We start from the raw sequence: 15899 nt of genomic DNA, 5'->3' as shown, positions 1-15899 counted from the left end.
TGTGTGGGTGACTGGGTTATCCACAACGCCCCGGTTGTCCACCAAGATCCACCAGGTGGGCGGCCGCGCGGGATCGTCGGTACCGGAGGTGGTGCCGGATGAACGCGAAGGGCGTGGCACAGCAGGCGTTGGGGCGGTACGGCGAGGAGCTCGCGGCGCGGCGGCTGACCGAGGCCGGGATGACCGTGATCGCGCGGAACTGGCGGTGCCGGGGCGGGGAGATCGACATCGTCGCGCGGGACGGGACCGCCCTGGTGGTGTGCGAGGTCAAGACCCGCCGCGTGGGGGATTTCGAACACCCCATGGCCGCCGTCCGGCCCGGCAAGGCGGAGCGGCTGCGCAGACTCGCCGGGCGCTGGCTCGCCGATCACGGCGGGCCACCTCCGGGCGGGGTGCGCATCGACCTCGTCGGCGTCCTGCTGCCCCGGCGCGGCGCACCCGTGGTGGACCACGTCCGGGGGGTGGCCTGATGGGGTTCGCCCGGGCCTGTTCCGTGGCCCTGGTGGGCGTCGACGGCGTGGTGGTGGAGGTCCAGGCCGACCTGGAGCCCGGGGTCGCGGCCTTCACCCTGGTCGGGCTGCCGGACAAGACGCTGGTCGAGAGCCGGGACCGGGTGCGCGCGGCCCTCGTGAACTCGGGGGCGCCCTGGCCGCAGAAGAAGCTCACGGTCGGGCTCAGCCCCGCCTCCGTGCCCAAATCGGGCGCCGGTTTCGATCTGGCCGTGGCCGCGGCGGTCCTGGGCGCCGCCGAAGTGGTCGACGCGGGTGCGATCGCCGACCTCGTACTCATCGGCGAGCTGGGTCTGGACGGCCGGGTGCGTCCCGTCCGCGGGATCCTGCCGGCCGTCCTCGCCGCGGCGGAGGCCGGATACCGGCAGGTGGTGGTTCCCCAGCAGTGCGCCGCCGAGGCCGCGCTCGTGCCGGACGTCTCGGTGCTCGGCGTGCGCAGCCTGCGCCAGCTGATCGCCGTACTGACCGGCGGCGTGGTCCCCGAGGAGCCTGCCGACCCGCCGGGACGGCCCGACCCGATGCTGGCCGGGCTGGTCCTGCCGGGGGCGGGACTGGGCACGGGGATCTCGCCGGGCCGGTCCGGGCGGGGCGACGGCGCCGACTTCCCCGACCTCGCCGACGTCGCCGGGCAGCACGTGGCACGCCGGGCCCTGGAGGTGGCGGCAGCCGGGGGCCACCACCTCTTCCTCAGCGGGCCCCCCGGCGCGGGCAAGACGATGCTGGCCGAGCGGCTGCCCTGGATCCTGCCGCCGCTCACCCGTCAGGAGTCCGTGGAGGTCACAGCCGTCCACTCCGTCGCGGGAATCCTCCCGCCCGGCGAACCACTCGTCACCAGAGCGCCCTACTGCGCCCCGCACCACTCGGCGACCATGCAGTCCCTGGTGGGCGGCGGGAACGGCGTCCCCAGGCCGGGGGCCGTCTCCCTGGCCCACCGGGGCGTCCTCTTCCTGGACGAGGCGGCGGAGTTCCACGGCCGGGCACTGGACGCCTTGCGCCAGCCCCTCGAATCGGGGCACGTGGTCATCGCCCGCGCCGCCGGGGTGGTGCGGCTGCCCGCCAGGTTCCTGATGGTGCTCGCGGCGAATCCGTGCCCGTGCGGGCGCCACACCGTGCAGGGTGCCGGCTGCGAGTGCCCGGCGTCCGTGATCCGGCGTTACCAGGCGCGGCTGTCGGGGCCGTTGCTCGACCGGGTGGACCTGCGGGTAGGGGTGGAGCCGGTCACCCGTTCCGATCTGCTGGGGAGGGGAGGCCGGGGGGAATCCACCGCCGTCGTCGCCGACCGGGTGCGGGAAGGCAGGGACCGCGCCGCGGCCCGGCTGGCCGGCACCCCGTGGCGGCTCAACTCCGAGGTGCCCGGGCAGGAGCTGCGCACCCGCTGGCAGGCCGCCCCGGGCGCGTTGGCCCAGGCCGAGCGGGACTTGGAGCGGGGCCTGCTGACCGCGCGGGGGCTGGACCGGGTGCTCAGGATCGCCTGGACCGTGGCCGACCTGCGGGGCCGGGACCGCCCGGAGGCACTGGACGTGGCCGTCGCGCTGGAACTGCGTACGGGGATCGCCCGGGGCGCGACGATGCCGGAAGGGACCCGGCCATGACCAGCGCCGAGGAGCCGGAGCTGCTGGCGCGGGCCGCGCTGACCCGCGTGCTCGAACCGGGGGACGAGCACGGGGGGCGCTGGCTGCGCGAGTTCGGCGCCGTGGAGCTGATACGGCTGCTGACCCGCCCCGAGGCGGGACCGGGCGGGCCGGCCGGGGTGCGCCCCGAACGCCTCGCCGGATACCGCAGGCGGGCGGCGCTGGCGGACCCCCGGCGCGACCTGGCGCTGGCCGCCGAGTCCGGAGGCCGGTTCGTCTGCCCCGGGTCGGCGCAGTGGCCGACCCAGCTCGACGACCTCGGCGACGCCCGCCCCGTCGGGCTGTGGGTCCGGGGCCGGCCGGACCTGCGGACCTGGGCGCTGCGCTCGGTGGCCGTGGTGGGGGCCCGCGCCTGCACCCCGTACGGGGCGCACATGGCCCAGACCCTGGGCGCGGGGCTCGCCGAGCGCGGGTGGGTCGTCGTCTCCGGGGCGGCGTACGGCATCGACGGCGCCGCCCACCGGGGCGCCCTCGCCTCGGGCGGGGCCACGGCGGCCGTGCTGGCCTGCGGGGTGGATGTCGCCTATCCCCGCGGGCATGCCGGACTCCTCGGCAGGATCGCGGGCCAGGGGCTCGTCGTGGGAGAACTGCCCCCCGGCAGCCACCCGACGCCCAGCCGGTTCGTCCTGCGCAACCGGGTCATCGCCGCCCTCACCCGCGGCACGGTCGTGGTGGAGGCGGCCCACCGCAGCGGTTCCCTGGTCACCGCCCGGCGGGCGCAGGAGCTCGGCCGGTTCACGATGGGCGTCCCCGGCCCGGCCACGAGCGGACTCTCCGCCGGGGTGCACGAGCTGCTGCGCGGCGAGGCCGTGCTCGTCGGCGACGCGGCGGAGGTGGCCGAACTGGTGGGCGGCATGGGGGAGCTGGCTCCCGAGCGGCGCGGCCCGGTGCTCGCCCGGGACCTGCTGGACCGCGACACCGCCCGCGTCCTGGAAGCCCTCCCGGCCGGACGCCCCGCGGACCTGGCGGAGGTGGCACTTGCCTGCGGCACCGGCACCGATGAAGTCATCGGCAGACTGTACGAACTTCACTCTCTGGGGTTCGTCGAACGGCAGGGCGACGGCTGGCAGTTGAGCAGACAAACAGCTGAAGGAGGCATATAAACCGGCACTGTCCGGCGAGGCGGTCATTGACCTGGGGAGTTCCGGTGAAAGAGTGAAACCGATGAGAGACGCGGTCTTCCCGGTGGCAGCGGCCGGGACCGTGCGCCGAGCGCCGGTCCCGGGCCGCCCGCGCGACTCGGGGCGCGCCTGCGCCCTCGCGCCATCCCGTACTCTTCGCGCACCGCGACACTTCCGTCACGCTACGCTCCCAAGGAATCCGGCTCCGGCAAAGGCGAAGCATGCCCCAGCACACCTCAGGGTCCGACCGCGCTGCGGTGCCCCCCGCTGCCCGCGGCGGCGTGCGCTCCACCGCGCCCTCGTCCCTGGAGGTGCTGTGGCGCTCGTACAAGGACTCGGGTGACGAGCGGCTGCGGGAGCAGCTGATCCTGCACTACTCGCCGCTGGTGAAGTACGTCGCCGGCCGGGTCAGCGTGGGCCTGCCGCCCAATGTGGAGCAGGCCGACTTCGTCTCCTCCGGGGTCTTCGGACTCATCGACGCCATCGAGAAGTTCGACATCGAACGGTCCATCAAGTTCGAGACGTACGCCATCACCCGGATCCGCGGCGCGATGATCGACGAACTGCGGGCGCTGGACTGGATCCCGCGCTCGGTCAGGCAGAAGGCGCGGGCCGTGGAGCGGGCCTATGCCACCTTGGAGGCACAGCTGCGGCGCACCCCCACGGAGAGCGAGGTCGCGGGCGAGATGGGGATCGCGGTGGAGGATCTCCACACGGTCTTCAGCCAGTTGTCGCTGGCCAATGTGGTCGCCTTGGAGGAGCTGCTGCACGCGGGCGGGGAGGGCGGTGACCGCCTCTCGCTCATGGACACCCTGGAGGACACCGCCGCGGACAACCCCGTGGAGGTGGCGGAGGACCGCGAGCTGCGGCGCCTGCTGGCACGGGCCATCAACACGCTCCCCGAGCGGGAGAAGACGGTGGTCACCCTCTATTACTACGAGGGCCTGACGCTGGCCGAGATCGGCAACGTACTGGGCGTCACCGAGAGCCGGGTGAGCCAGATCCACACCAAGTCGGTGCTGCAACTGCGGGCGAAGCTGGCGGATGTCGGCCGGTGACCTTGCGGCGCCTCCGTAGAGTGGAGGCGTGCCCAGGATTCGAGCGGCCTCCGTGGCCGAGCACCGGTCGATGCAGCGCGGCGCCCTCTTGGACGCCGCGCGTTCCCTGCTGTCCGAAGGCGGGACGGAGGCGCTGACCTTCCCCGCCCTCGCGGAACGGACCGGGCTCGCCCGGTCCTCCGTGTACGAGTACTTCCGGTCCCGCGCGGCCGTGGTCGAAGAGCTGTGCGCAGTGGACTTCCCCGTATGGGCCGCCGAGATCGAGGCGGCGATGGAGCAGGCGCAGTCGCCCGAGGCGAAGATCGAGGCGTACGTACGGAGCCAGCTCGGGCTGGTGGGGGACCGGCGGCACCGGGCGGTGGTGGCGATCTCGGCCAGTGAGCTGGACGCCGGGGCGCGGGAGAAGATCCGCGCGGCCCACGGTGGACTGGTGGCGATGATCGTCGAGGCGTTGAGCGCTCTGGGGCAGGCGGAGCCGAGGCTGGCCGCGATGCTGCTCCAGGGGGTGGTGGACGCCGCGGTCCGGCGCATCGAGCTGGGCGCGGCCGAGGATCCCGCCGTGGTGACCGAGGCGGCCGTCGCGATGGCCCTGCGGGGCGTCCGGGGCTAGGGCGTCTCTTTCGGATCTTGCCGGGCCCGCGCTGCCCGGCACCGCACCTCCCTGCGTTGTCGGGGCTTCCAGGTACGCCAGTACGAGGCGCTCCTCCGCCTTGCGATGCACGGCACCGGATAACGCGGGCCCGGCCGACAAGATCCGAAGGACACGCCCTCTAGGGCGTCTCCGTCCCCAGGGCCCCCGTCGAGGTGTCCCCCGGCGGTGCGGCGGAGGGGTCGGGGAGGAGGCGGGGAGTGGGCCGGGGGAGGAGGGTGAGCGGATTGAGGTACACCTCGCCCGCCAGGAGGCCCCAGTGCAGACACGGGGCCGGGCAGTGCGAGCCCTCGGTGAGGACGGCCACCGGCTGGCCCGCCGTGACGTGCTCGCCCTCCGCGACCAGCGGGCGCACCGGCTCGTAGGTGGTGCGCAGGCCGTTCGCCAGCATGAGTGAAAGGACCCCGCGGCCGGCGACCGGGCCCGCGAAGTGCACCCGGCCGTCGGCGACCGCGCGCACCCGCGCGCCCACCGGCGCGGACAGGTCCACGCCGCGGTGCCCGGCCGCGTAGGGAGTCGGCGGCGGCTCCCACCAGCGGGCCACCGAAAGCGGCGCTGGCAGCGGGCGGACTCCCGGGACGGCCGCCTGGGCCAGCAGCAGGAGGAGACTGAGCAGCAGTGTCGTCATGGCCGCAGCGTCCCGCGTACGGGGCAGCCGCCGCCCGGGCCTGTGGACAGCCACGGCACTGTGGACAACGGCGTCACCCGCATACCGCCGGGTCCCGTACACTTCTTGTGGCGATCCGGGTCACCGGGTCGACTTCGCACGCCCCAGCATCAGCCGGAAACGGCCAGGTGAAAGCGTCTCTCGGTCCTCTTCAGGGGGCAGGGCGCGTCGGGGCGTCAGGAACCAAACCGAGAAACCAAGGAGATGGCCATGGCCGTCGTCACGATGCGGGAGCTGCTGGAAAGCGGCGTCCACTTCGGTCACCAGACCCGTCGCTGGAACCCGAAGATGAAGCGCTTCATCTTCACCGAGCGCAACGGCATCTACATCATCGACCTGCTCCAGTCGCTGTCGTACATCGACCGCGCCTACGAGTTCGTCAAGGAGACCGTCGCCCACGGCGGTTCCATCATGTTCGTCGGTACCAAGAAGCAGGCCCAGGAGGCCATCGCCGAGCAGGCGACGCGCGTTGGTATGCCGTACGTCAACCAGCGCTGGCTGGGTGGCATGCTCACCAACTTCTCCACCGTCTACAAGCGCCTTCAGCGTCTGAAGGAGCTTGAGGCGATCGACTTCGACGACGTCGCCGCGTCGGGTCTCACCAAGAAGGAGCTCCTGGTCCTCTCCCGCGAGAAGATCAAGCTGGAGAAGACCCTCGGTGGTATCCGCGAGATGTCGAAGGTCCCCAGCGCCGTCTGGATCGTCGACACCAAGAAGGAGCACATCGCCGTCGGTGAGGCGCGCAAGCTCCACATCCCGGTCGTCGCGATCCTCGACACCAACTGCGACCCCGACGAGGTCGACTACAAGATCCCGGGCAACGACGACGCGATCCGCTCCGTCACCCTGCTCACCCGCGTGATCGCCGACGCCGTCGCCGAGGGCCTCATCGCCCGCTCCGGCGCCGCGACCGGCGACTCGAAGCCGGGCGAGAAGGCCGCCGCCGAGCCGCTCGCCGAGTGGGAGCGCGACCTGCTTGAGGGCGAGAAGAAGGCCGACGACGTCGAGGCCGCTCCGGCCGAGGCCGCCGTCGAGGCCCCCGCCGCCGAGGCTGCCGAGGCTCCGGCCGCGGCCGACGTCGAGGCCCCGGCCGCCGACGCCGACGCCGAGCAGGCCTGACCCACTGAGAGCGCCCGGCGTTTCACGCGCCGGGCACTCGCAGCACGGACGATGACGGCGGGGGAGCCGCGCCTTGAGCGCGGCGCCTCCGCCGTTCACCCGTAGATCTACGACTTCGAGAGAGAATCACAGACTCATGGCGAACTACACCGCCGCTGACGTCAAGAAGCTCCGCGAGCTCACCGGCGCCGGCATGATGGACTGCAAGAACGCTCTGGTCGACTCCGACGGCGACGTCGACAAGGCCATGGAAGCGCTCCGTATCAAGGGCCAGAAGGGCGTCGCCAAGCGCGAGGGCCGTTCTGCCGAGAACGGTGCCGTCGTCTCCCTCATCTCCGACGACCACACCTCCGGTGTGCTCGTGGAGCTGAAGTGCGAGACGGACTTCGTCGCCAAGGGCGAGAAGTTCCTGGCCGTCGCCAACCAGCTGGCCGCCCACGTGGCCGCCACCTCCCCGGCCGACATCGAGGCGCTGCTCGCGTCCGAGATCGAGCCCGGCAAGACCGTCCAGGCGTTCGTGGACGAGGCCAACGCCAACCTCGGCGAGAAGATCGTCCTGGACCGCTTCGCGCAGTTCACCGGCGGTTACGTGGCGTCGTACATGCACCGTACGATGCCCGACCTCCCGTACCAGATCGGTGTCCTCGTCGAGCTCGACAAGGAGAACGCCGAGATCGCCCGCGGCGTCGCGCAGCACATCGCCGCGTTCGCCCCGCAGTGGCTCTCCAAGGAAGACGTTCCGGCCGAGAAGGTCGAGTCCGAGCGTCGCATCGCCGAAGAGGTCACCCGCGCGGAGGGCAAGCCCGAGGCCGCCCTGCCGAAGATCGTCGAGGGTCGCATCAACGGCTTCTTCAAGGACGCCACGCTGCTGGGCCAGCCGTACGCGCTGGACAACAAGAAGTCCGTCCAGAAGGTTCTGGACGAGGCCGGTGTCACCCTGAAGCGCTTCAGCCGCATCAAGGTCGGCATCTGAGTCCGTCCGTACGCGACGGACACCGGACCCCGGTAGGGTCTGAAGCAGTCGTCCGCGCTCGCGCAGGACGACCGCAGATCTGACGAGGAGGCCATTGCCGTAGAGGGAACCGCGAGGACCCACCGGCAATGGCCTTCTTCGTATGTGCACGAGGAGATCTCCATGAATCAGGGCGTGGACCACCACACCGCAATCGACGACAAGAGCGACCAGGACAAGAAGGGCCGCCGCTTCATGCTGAAGCTGTCGGGTGAGGCCTTCTCCGGTGGCGGAGGACTGGGCGTCGACCCCGACGTCGTCCACGCCATCGCGCGCGAGATCGCCGCGGTCGTCCGCGACGGCGCGGAGATCGCCATCGTCATCGGCGGCGGCAACTTCTTCCGCGGCGCCGAACTCCAGCAGCGCGGCATGGACCGGGCCCGGTCCGACTACATGGGCATGCTCGGCACCGTCATGAACTGCCTGGCGCTCCAGGACTTCCTGGAGAAGGAGGGCATCGACTCCCGCGTGCAGACGGCCATCACCATGGGCCAGGTCGCGGAGCCGTACATCCCGCTGCGCGCCGTGCGGCACCTGGAGAAGGGCCGCGTCGTCATCTTCGGCGCCGGCATGGGAATGCCGTACTTCTCCACCGACACCACGGCGGCCCAGCGCGCCCTGGAAATCGACGCCGAGGCCCTGCTCATGGGCAAGAACGGTGTCGACGGCGTCTACGACTCCGACCCGAAGAAGAACCCGGACGCGGTGAAGTTCGACGCACTGGAGTACGGCGAGGTCCTCTCCCGCGACCTCAAGGTCGCCGACGCCACCGCCATCACGCTGTGCCGTGACAACAAGCTGCCGATCCTCGTCTTCGAGCTCCTCGCCGAGGGCAATATCGCCCGCGCCGTCAAGGGTGAGAAGATCGGCACGCTCGTCAGCGACCAGGGGACCCGGGTCTGAGCAGTCCGCCGCGGGCCGCGCTCCACCCGGCCCGTACCGCCCGCCTGAACCATCCATTCAAGACATGCAGGAGCACGTGGTGACCGAAGAGATCCTCCTCGAAGCCGAGGAGAAGATGGAAAAGGCCGTCGTCGTCGCCAAGGAAGACTTCGCCGCGATCCGCACCGGCCGTGCGCACCCGGCGATGTTCAACAAGATCGTGGCCGACTACTACGGCGCCATCACGCCCATCAACCAGCTCGCCTCCTTCTCGGTGCCCGAGCCGCGCATGGCGATCGTGACGCCGTTCGACAAGAGCGCCCTGCGCAACATCGAGCAGGCCATCCGCGACTCCGACCTCGGCGTCAACCCGAGCAACGACGGCAGCATCATCCGGGTGACCTTCCCCGAGCTGACGCAGGACCGCCGCAAGGAGTACATCAAGGTCGCCCGTACGAAGGCCGAGGACTCCAAGGTCTCGATCCGCGCCATCCGCCGCAAGGCGAAGGACGCCCTCGACAAGCTCGTGAAGGACAAGGAGTCGGGCGAGGACGAGGTGCGCCGCGCGGAGAAGGAGCTCGACGACACCACCGCGAAGTACGTCGCGCAGGTGGACGAGCTGCTCAAGCACAAGGAAGCCGAGCTCCTCGAAGTCTGATGAACGACTCTCCCTGGGCCACGGAGCCGGTTCCGGCGGGTCCCGCATACGATGCGCTGGTGGGCCCGCACACTCGGCCCATGCCCATCGTGCCCGATGCCGCCGGCCGTGCCTTCGACGACCGGGAAGCACGCGATCGGGGGGCCGCCGCTCACGGCGGCCCCCCGTTCCGCGCCGAGACGCCGCTGCAGGAGCCCATGCCCAGCCCCCCGCCTCCGCAGGCCCCGCAGGCCGCCTCGCCCCCGCCGCCGAAGAAGCGCGCCGGGCGGGACCTGCGCGCCGCCATAGGGGTCGGCCTCGGCCTCGGCGCGGTCGTCTTCGCCTCGCTCTTCATCGTCAAGGCGGTCTTCGTCGGCGTCATCGTCGTCGCGGTCGTCGTGGGCCTGTGGGAGCTCACCTCCCGGCTCCAGGAGAAGAAGGGCATCAAGGCGCCCCTGGTGCCGCTGGCGCTCGGCGGAGCGGCCATGGTCATCGCCGGATACGTCCGGGGGGCCGAGGGGGCCTGGGTCGCCATGGCCCTGACCGCCCTGGCCGTCCTGGTCTGGCGGATGACCGAACCGCCCGAGGAGTACCTCAAGGACGTCACCGCAGGCGTCTTCGCGGCGTTCTACGTGCCCTTCCTCGCCACCTTCGTCGCGATGCTGCTCACCGCCGACGACGGGGCGCAGCGCGTGGTCACCTTCCTGGTCCTCACCGTCGTCAGCGACACCGGGGCGTACGCGGTCGGCTGGCGCTTCGGCAAGCACAAGCTCGCGCCGCGCATCAGCCCCGGCAAGACCCGCGAGGGGCTCCTGGGCGCGGTGGCCTTCGCGATGGCGGCCGGCGCGCTGTGCATGGAGTTCCTGATCGACGGCGGCCACTGGTGGCAGGGCCTGCTGCTGGGTCTGGCCGTCGCGGTCAGCGCCACGCTGGGCGACCTCGGCGAGTCCATGATCAAGCGGGACCTGGGCATCAAGGACATGGGCACCCTGCTGCCCGGCCACGGCGGCATCATGGACCGGCTCGACTCGCTGCTCCCGACGGCTCCCGTGGTGTGGCTGCTGCTCGCGGCATTCGTCGGCACGGTCTGACCGGCAGGGTCTGATCGGCCACGGTGTGACCGGCACAGCGGGGTGGGCACGGTGTGACCGGCACAGCGGGGTCGGCACGGTCTGATTCCGCTGCCGTGGGCACGGGCCGATGTGCCCGGGTTATCCTGGAAGGCGCGCCACTCACGAGCGGCGCGCCTTTTCCTGCCCCCGACCGCGGGGGTCACCCTGTGAGGTCGCCTGGCTCCGGTCGAGCCATTGCCGTCACTCCGCTGCCGCGGAGGTCGCCGGGCCTCGTTCCACTGAGGAGTAGCCGCTCATGGCCCCCCGTCCCGGAGAACTCACTTTCGTCGCTCCCCGCGGAGCGAAACTGCCGCCCCGGCACCTCGCCGACCTGACCCCCGAAGAGCGCCGCGAGGCGGTCGCCGCGATAGGTGAGAAGCCCTTCCGGGCCAAGCAGCTCTCGCAGCACTACTTCGCCCGGTACGCGCACGACCCGGCCGAGTGGACGGACATCCCCGCGGGCTCCCGCGCGAAGCTCCAGCAGGAGCTCCTGCCAGACCTGATGAATGTCATCCGGCACATCTCGTGCGACGAGGACACCACCCGCAAGACCCTGTGGAAGCTGCACGACGGCACGCTCGTCGAGTCCGTGCTGATGCGCTACCCCGACCGGGTCACCATGTGCATCTCCTCGCAGGCCGGCTGCGGTATGAACTGCCCCTTCTGCGCCACCGGCCAGGCGGGTCTGGACCGCAACCTCTCCACCGCCGAGATCGTGCACCAGATCGTGGACGGCATGCGCGCCCTGCGCGACGGCGAGGTCCCCGGCGGCCCGGCCCGGCTGTCGAACATCGTCTTCATGGGCATGGGGGAGCCGCTCGCCAACTACAAGCGCGTCATCGGCGCCATCCGCCGCCTGACCGACCCGGAGCCCGACGGCCTCGGCCTGTCGCAGCGCGGCATCACCGTCTCCACCGTCGGGCTGGTCCCGGCCATGCTGCGCTTCGCCGACGAGGGCTTCAAGTGCCGTCTCGCCGTCTCGCTGCACGCGCCGGACGACGGGCTGCGCGACACGCTCGTACCGGTGAACACGCGGTGGAACGTCCGCGAGGTGCTGGACGCGGCCTGGGAGTACGCCGAGAAGTCCGGCCGCCGGATCTCCATCGAGTACGCCCTGATCCGCGACATCAACGACCAGGCCTGGCGCGGCGACCTCCTCGGCCGGCTGCTCAAGGGCAAGCGCGTACACGTCAACCTGATCCCGCTGAACCCGACGCCGGGCTCCAAGTGGACCGCCTCGCGTCCCGAGGACGAGAAGGCCTTCGTGGAGGCCATCGCCCGGCACGGCGTACCCGTGACCGTACGGGACACCCGCGGCCAGGAGATCGACGGCGCCTGCGGCCAGCTGGCCGCGTCGGAGCGCTGAACGGCCTCGACCGCTCGTATTCGGCCACGGGGTACCCTGTGGCCGAACCAATTTCATATTCCGACAGGGGAGCGCCACAGCGCTGAGAGTGCGGTATCCGTCATCCGCAGACCCTCTGAACCTCGCCCCGGTCATTCGGGGTAGGAAGTTCGGTCACCACTCAAGCTGTTGCGCCCTGCCCGGCGTCCGCTCGCAAGAGCGCCGGGCGGGGCCGCGTCTTCTCCTGGTCATCCCAGGAGGAATTCACCAGTGAGCACCACCAAGAAGATCGCGGGCGCGGCGCTCGCGGCCGCACTGGGTGTCACCACCCTCAGTGCCTGCGGCGACGCCGCCGAGGACAAGCCCGGCGGCGCCGGCGATGCCCCGAAGTCCAAGACCGTCACCCTCGTCTCCCACGATTCCTTCAACGTGACCGACACGGTCCTGAAGGACTTCGAGCAGCAGAGCGGCTACACGGTCAAGGTGCTGAAGTCCGGAGACGCGGGCGCCGCGCTGAACCAGGAGATCCTCACCAAGGGCTCCCCGCGCGGCGATGTCTTCTTCGGCGTCGACAACACGCTCCTGTCGCGCGCACTCGACAACGGCATCTTCACCGCCTACGAGGCCAAGGGCCTGGGCGAGGTGAAGCCGGAGTTCCAGCTCGACAAGGAGCACCGGGTCACGCCGGTCGACTCCGGTGACATCTGCGTCAACTACGACAAGCAGTACTTCGCCGACAAGAAGCTCGCCCCGCCGCAGACGCTGGACGACCTGATCAAGCCGGAGTACAAGGACCTGCTGGTCACCGAGAACGCCGCGACCTCCTCGCCCGGCCTCGGCTTCCTCCTCGCCTCCGTCGGCAAGTACGGCGAAGAGGGCTGGAAGGACTACTGGAGCAAGCTCAAGGCCAACGGCGTCGAGGTCGTCGACGGCTGGGAGCAGGCCTACAACGAGCGCTTCTCCGGCTCCGCGGGCGGCAAGAAGGCCAAGGGCGACCGGCCGCTGGTCGTCTCCTACGCCTCCAGCCCGCCGGTCGAGGTGCTGTACTCCGAGCCGCAGCCGGCCGAGGCACCCACGGGCGTCGCCACCGGCACCTGCTTGCGCCAGATCGAGTTCGCGGGTCTGCTGAAGGGGGCGAAGAACGAGGAGGGCGGCAAGGCGCTGCTCGACTTCCTGGTGAGCAAGAAGTTCCAGGAGGACATGCCGCTCCAGATGTTCGTGAACCCGGTCGTGAAGGACGCGAAGCTGCCGGAGCTGTTCACGAAGCACGGTGTGGTGGTCGAGAAGCCGGAGCACGTGGCTCCGCAGACCATCGCCCAGAACCGTGAGCAGTGGGTCAAGGCATGGTCCTCGATCGTCGTGAAGTAGGCGTCACGAAGGAGTCGGGTGCGGCGCCGGGGGGCGCCGCACCGGCTGCCGGCGGTCGCCCCGCGCCCGGCGCCGGCGTTCGTCCCGCACGGGACGCCGGCCGTCGTCGGGCGGCCGCGGTGCGGCTCGCCCTGATGGCCGTGCCCCTCGCCTTCTTCGGGCTGTTCTTCGCCTATCCCGTCACCGCGATCGTAGGGCGCGGGCTCAGGACTGGTGACGGCTGGCAGCTCGGCCGGATCGCTGAGGTGCTGACCCGGTCGGACATCGCGGGCGTGCTCTGGTTCACCACCTGGCAGGCGCTGGCGTCCACCGCCCTCACCCTGCTGATCGCACTGCCCGGCGCGTACGTCTTCGCGCGCTTCGAGTTCCCCGGCAAGCAGCTGCTGCGGGCGGTGGTCACGGTTCCGTTCGTGCTCCCGACCGTGGTCGTCGGGACGGCCTTCCTCGCGCTGGTCGGGCGGGGCGGGCTGCTGGACGAGGTGTGGGGCGTCCGCCTGGACACCACCGTGTGGGCCATCCTGCTCGCCCACGTCTTCTTCAACTACGCGGTCGTCGTACGGACGGTCGGCGGGCTGTGGGCGCAGCTCGACCCGCGCCAGGAGGAGGCCGCCCGGGTGCTCGGCGCCGGACGCTTCGCCGCCTGGCGGCGGGTGACGCTGCCCGCGCTGGCCCCGGCGGTGGCCGCCGCGGCGCTGATGGTGTTCCTGTTCACCTTCAGCTCCTTCGGCGTCGTGCTCATCCTGGGCGGCCCGGCCTACTCCACCCTGGAGGTGGAGGTCTACCGGCAGACCGCGCAGCTCCTGGACCTGCCGACGGCCGCCGTGCTCACGATGGTGCAGTTCGCGGCCATCGGCGCCATCCTCGCCGTGCACGCCTGGACCCTCCGCAAGCGCGAGACCGCGCTGCGGCTGGTGGATCCGGGCCGTACGACGCACCGGCCGGCCGGCTGGGCGCAGCGCGCCCTCCTCGGCGGGGTGCTGCTGACGGTGGCGCTGCTGATCGTGCTGCCGCTGGGTGTGCTGGTGGAGCGGTCGTTCGACGCCCCCGGCGGCTACGGCCTGGGCTTCTACCGGGCGCTGCGGCAGGTCGCCGCCGGCGGCGGAACGTTCCTGGTACCGCCGCTGGAGGCCATCTGGAACTCCCTGCGGTACGCGCTCGCCGCCACCGCCATCGCCCTCCTGATCGGCGGGCTCGCCGCCGCGGCCCTGACCCGGCGCGGCGGGCGCTTCGCCCGCGGCTTCGACGCCCTGCTGATGCTGCCGCTCGGGGTGTCCGCCGTGACGGTGGGCTTCGGCTTCCTGATCACGCTGGACGAGCCGCCACTGGATCTGCGGACCTCGTGGATCCTGGTGCCGCTGGCGCAGGCGCTGGTGGGCGTGCCCTTCGTCGTACGGACCATGCTGCCCGTCCTGCGCGCCGTGGACGGCAGGCTGCGGGAGGCGGCCGCCGTGCTCGGCGCGTCGCCGCTGCGGGCGTGGCGGGAGGTGGACCTGCCGCTGGTCCGCCGGGCGCTGCTGATCGCGGCCGGTTTCGCCTTCGCCGTATCGCTGGGGGAGTTCGGCGCGACCGTGTTCATCGCGCGGCCGGAGGCGCCGACCCTCCCCGTGGCCGTGGCGCGGCTGCTGGGCCGGGCCGGCGAACTGAACTACGGGCAGGCGATGGCCCTGAGCACGATTCTGATGCTGGTGTGCGCGGTGTCCCTGCTGGTGCTGGAGCGACTGCGACCCGACAAGACCTCCGGAGAGTTCTGATGACACTGCTTCAGCTGGAAGGGGTGTCGGTCCGCTTCGGCGAGCGGGCGGTCGTGGACGCCGTGGACCTGGCGGTCGCCGAGCACGAGATCGTGTGCGTGCTGGGGCCGAGCGGGAGCGGGAAGTCCACGCTGCTGCGGGTCGTCGCCGGGCTCCAGCCGGTCTCCGGCGGGCGGGTCCTGCTGGGCGGGGCGGACCAGGCCGGGGTGCCCGTGCACCGGCGCGGGGTGGGCCTGATGTTCCAGGACCACCAGCTCTTCCCGCACCGGGACGTCGGCGGGAACGTCGCCTTCGGACTGCGGATGCGGGGCGGGAGCCGCCGGTCCCACCGCCGGTCGTACGAGGCGCAGGTCGCGCAACTGCTGGAGCTGGTCGGGCTCCCCGGGGCCGGGAGCCGGGCGGTGGCCTCCCTGTCGGGCGGCGAGCAGCAGCGGGTCGCCCTGGCCCGGGCGCTGGCGCCGTCGCCGCGGCTGCTGATGCTGGACGAACCGCTGGGACAGCTGGACCGGGGGCTGCGGGAGCGGCTCGTGATCGAGTTGCGCGGGCTGTTCTCGCGGCTGGGCACCACCGTGCTGGCCGTCACGCACGACCAGGGGGAGGCCTTCGCGCTGGCCGACCGGGTGGTGGTGATGCGGGAGGGGCGGATCGCGCAGGCGGGGACGCCGCTGGAGGTGTGGGAGCGGCCGGCGTCGGAGTTCGTGGCCCGGTTCCTTGGCTTCGACAACGTGGTTCCGGCGACGGTGTCGGGCGGCGCGGCCGCCACCGCGTGGGGGAAGGTGCCGGTGCCGGCGGGGTCGCCGGAGGGGGAGCGGCAGCTGCTGGTGCGGCCCGCGGGGGTACTGCTGGTCTCCGACGGGCTGCCCTGCGAGGTGCTGGCCCGCACCTTCCGGGGCACGCACGTGGCGCTGCGGCTGCGCCCCGAGGCGGGTCCGGAGCTGGAGGCCGAGTGCTGCCTGGCGGGGGCGCCGGGGCTGGGCGACCGGGTGACGGTGGCCTTCGCTCCGCACGAGGTCGTCGTGCTCTCACCGGCGTAGCGGC

Annotated in this window: 15 protein-coding genes; 14 read left to right on the top strand and 1 reads right to left on the bottom strand. The window is 71.8% G+C overall.

The window, feature by feature from the left end:
* The first annotated feature begins 98 nt into the window (after positions 1 to 98).
* From ACWDX7_RS18410 to ACWDX7_RS18390, 5 genes are all read left to right on the top strand, one after another.
* Positions 99 to 470 carry a YraN family protein gene (locus tag ACWDX7_RS18410; protein ID WP_451489905.1) on the top strand — a complete coding sequence of 124 codons (372 nt, stop codon included), beginning with the start codon at positions 99 to 101 and terminating at the stop codon, positions 468 to 470.
* Complete coding sequence (locus tag ACWDX7_RS18405) at positions 470 to 2101, top strand: YifB family Mg chelatase-like AAA ATPase (RefSeq protein ID WP_451489904.1); 1632 nt, start codon at positions 470 to 472, stop codon at positions 2099 to 2101. Before ACWDX7_RS18410 ends, ACWDX7_RS18405 begins: the two co-directional genes overlap by 1 nt.
* On the top strand, positions 2098 to 3243 hold the full coding sequence (gene dprA, locus ACWDX7_RS18400; protein WP_451489903.1) for a DNA-processing protein DprA: 1146 nt from the start codon (positions 2098 to 2100) through the stop codon (positions 3241 to 3243). Before ACWDX7_RS18405 ends, dprA begins: the two co-directional genes overlap by 4 nt.
* A gap of 239 nt (positions 3244 to 3482) precedes the next feature.
* Positions 3483 to 4319: an RNA polymerase sigma factor WhiG gene (gene whiG / locus ACWDX7_RS18395; protein ID WP_451489902.1), complete on the top strand. Its 837-nt coding sequence runs from the start codon at positions 3483 to 3485 to the stop codon at positions 4317 to 4319.
* A gap of 52 nt (positions 4320 to 4371) precedes the next feature.
* Positions 4372 to 4929 carry a TetR/AcrR family transcriptional regulator gene (locus ACWDX7_RS18390; protein WP_451490038.1) on the top strand — a complete coding sequence of 186 codons (558 nt, stop codon included), beginning with the start codon at positions 4372 to 4374 and terminating at the stop codon, positions 4927 to 4929.
* A 160-nt stretch (positions 4930 to 5089) separates the two neighbouring features.
* On the opposite strand, the gene ACWDX7_RS18385 is transcribed toward ACWDX7_RS18390, so the two are convergent.
* Complete coding sequence (locus tag ACWDX7_RS18385) at positions 5090 to 5596, bottom strand: M23 family metallopeptidase (RefSeq protein ID WP_451489901.1); 507 nt, start codon at positions 5594 to 5596, stop codon at positions 5090 to 5092.
* A gap of 249 nt (positions 5597 to 5845) precedes the next feature.
* Between ACWDX7_RS18385 and rpsB the strand changes: the two genes are divergently transcribed.
* The 9 genes from rpsB to ACWDX7_RS18340 all read left to right on the top strand — a co-directional run bounded on the left by rpsB (position 5846) and on the right by ACWDX7_RS18340 (position 15895).
* Positions 5846 to 6754 (top strand): 30S ribosomal protein S2, encoded by a 909-nt coding sequence (rpsB, locus tag ACWDX7_RS18380; protein ID WP_451489900.1) that lies wholly within the window; start codon positions 5846 to 5848, stop codon positions 6752 to 6754.
* Positions 6755 to 6890: 136 nt separating this feature from the next.
* Positions 6891 to 7727 (top strand): translation elongation factor Ts, encoded by an 837-nt coding sequence (gene tsf / locus ACWDX7_RS18375; RefSeq protein WP_451489899.1) that lies wholly within the window; start codon positions 6891 to 6893, stop codon positions 7725 to 7727.
* 162 nt (positions 7728 to 7889) lie between these two features.
* Positions 7890 to 8669 carry a UMP kinase gene (pyrH, locus tag ACWDX7_RS18370; RefSeq protein WP_451489898.1) on the top strand — a complete coding sequence of 260 codons (780 nt, stop codon included), beginning with the start codon at positions 7890 to 7892 and terminating at the stop codon, positions 8667 to 8669.
* A gap of 79 nt (positions 8670 to 8748) precedes the next feature.
* A complete protein-coding gene (gene frr, locus ACWDX7_RS18365) occupies positions 8749 to 9306 on the top strand; it encodes a ribosome recycling factor (RefSeq protein ID WP_451490037.1) in 558 nt (185 codons plus the stop codon).
* On the top strand, positions 9306 to 10376 hold the full coding sequence (locus ACWDX7_RS18360) for a phosphatidate cytidylyltransferase (protein ID WP_451489897.1): 1071 nt from the start codon (positions 9306 to 9308) through the stop codon (positions 10374 to 10376). The genes frr and ACWDX7_RS18360 overlap by 1 nt, the downstream gene beginning before the upstream one ends.
* Before the next feature lie 277 nt (positions 10377 to 10653).
* Positions 10654 to 11763, top strand: coding sequence for a 23S rRNA (adenine(2503)-C(2))-methyltransferase RlmN (gene rlmN / locus ACWDX7_RS18355; RefSeq protein ID WP_451489896.1), 1110 nt, complete (start codon positions 10654 to 10656; stop codon positions 11761 to 11763).
* 249 nt (positions 11764 to 12012) lie between these two features.
* Complete coding sequence (locus ACWDX7_RS18350) at positions 12013 to 13110, top strand: thiamine ABC transporter substrate-binding protein (protein ID WP_451489895.1); 1098 nt, start codon at positions 12013 to 12015, stop codon at positions 13108 to 13110.
* A gap of 134 nt (positions 13111 to 13244) precedes the next feature.
* Entirely contained in the window at positions 13245 to 14861 is a 1617-nt protein-coding gene (locus ACWDX7_RS18345; protein ID WP_451490036.1) for an ABC transporter permease, read from the top strand.
* Positions 14861 to 15895: an ABC transporter ATP-binding protein gene (locus ACWDX7_RS18340; protein WP_451489894.1), complete on the top strand. Its 1035-nt coding sequence runs from the start codon at positions 14861 to 14863 to the stop codon at positions 15893 to 15895. The genes ACWDX7_RS18345 and ACWDX7_RS18340 overlap by 1 nt, the downstream gene beginning before the upstream one ends.
* The last annotated feature ends 4 nt before the right edge of the window (positions 15896 to 15899 follow it).

This window comes from Streptomyces sp. NPDC003034, assembly GCF_053591375.1.
This window is presented reverse-complemented; position numbering and strand designations above follow the sequence as displayed.

Bases quoted from the DNA above. Each gene is read 5' to 3' on its own strand.
- ACWDX7_RS18410 (WP_451489905.1), top strand. From the start codon at position 99: ATGAACGCGAAGGGCGTGGCACAGCAGGCGTTGGGGCGGTACGGCGAG.
- ACWDX7_RS18405 (WP_451489904.1), top strand. From the start codon at position 470: ATGGGGTTCGCCCGGGCCTGTTCCGTGGCCCTGGTGGGCGTCGACGGC.
- dprA (WP_451489903.1), top strand. From the start codon at position 2,098: ATGACCAGCGCCGAGGAGCCGGAGCTGCTGGCGCGGGCCGCGCTGACC.
- whiG (WP_451489902.1), top strand. From the start codon at position 3,483: ATGCCCCAGCACACCTCAGGGTCCGACCGCGCTGCGGTGCCCCCCGCT.
- ACWDX7_RS18385 (WP_451489901.1), bottom strand. From the start codon at position 5,596: ATGACGACACTGCTGCTCAGTCTCCTCCTGCTGCTGGCCCAGGCGGCC.
- rpsB (WP_451489900.1), top strand. From the start codon at position 5,846: ATGGCCGTCGTCACGATGCGGGAGCTGCTGGAAAGCGGCGTCCACTTC.
- tsf (WP_451489899.1), top strand. From the start codon at position 6,891: ATGGCGAACTACACCGCCGCTGACGTCAAGAAGCTCCGCGAGCTCACC.
- pyrH (WP_451489898.1), top strand. From the start codon at position 7,890: ATGAATCAGGGCGTGGACCACCACACCGCAATCGACGACAAGAGCGAC.
- ACWDX7_RS18360 (WP_451489897.1), top strand. From the start codon at position 9,306: ATGAACGACTCTCCCTGGGCCACGGAGCCGGTTCCGGCGGGTCCCGCA.
- rlmN (WP_451489896.1), top strand. From the start codon at position 10,654: ATGGCCCCCCGTCCCGGAGAACTCACTTTCGTCGCTCCCCGCGGAGCG.
- ACWDX7_RS18345 (WP_451490036.1), top strand. From the start codon at position 13,245: ATGGCCGTGCCCCTCGCCTTCTTCGGGCTGTTCTTCGCCTATCCCGTC.
- ACWDX7_RS18340 (WP_451489894.1), top strand. From the start codon at position 14,861: ATGACACTGCTTCAGCTGGAAGGGGTGTCGGTCCGCTTCGGCGAGCGG.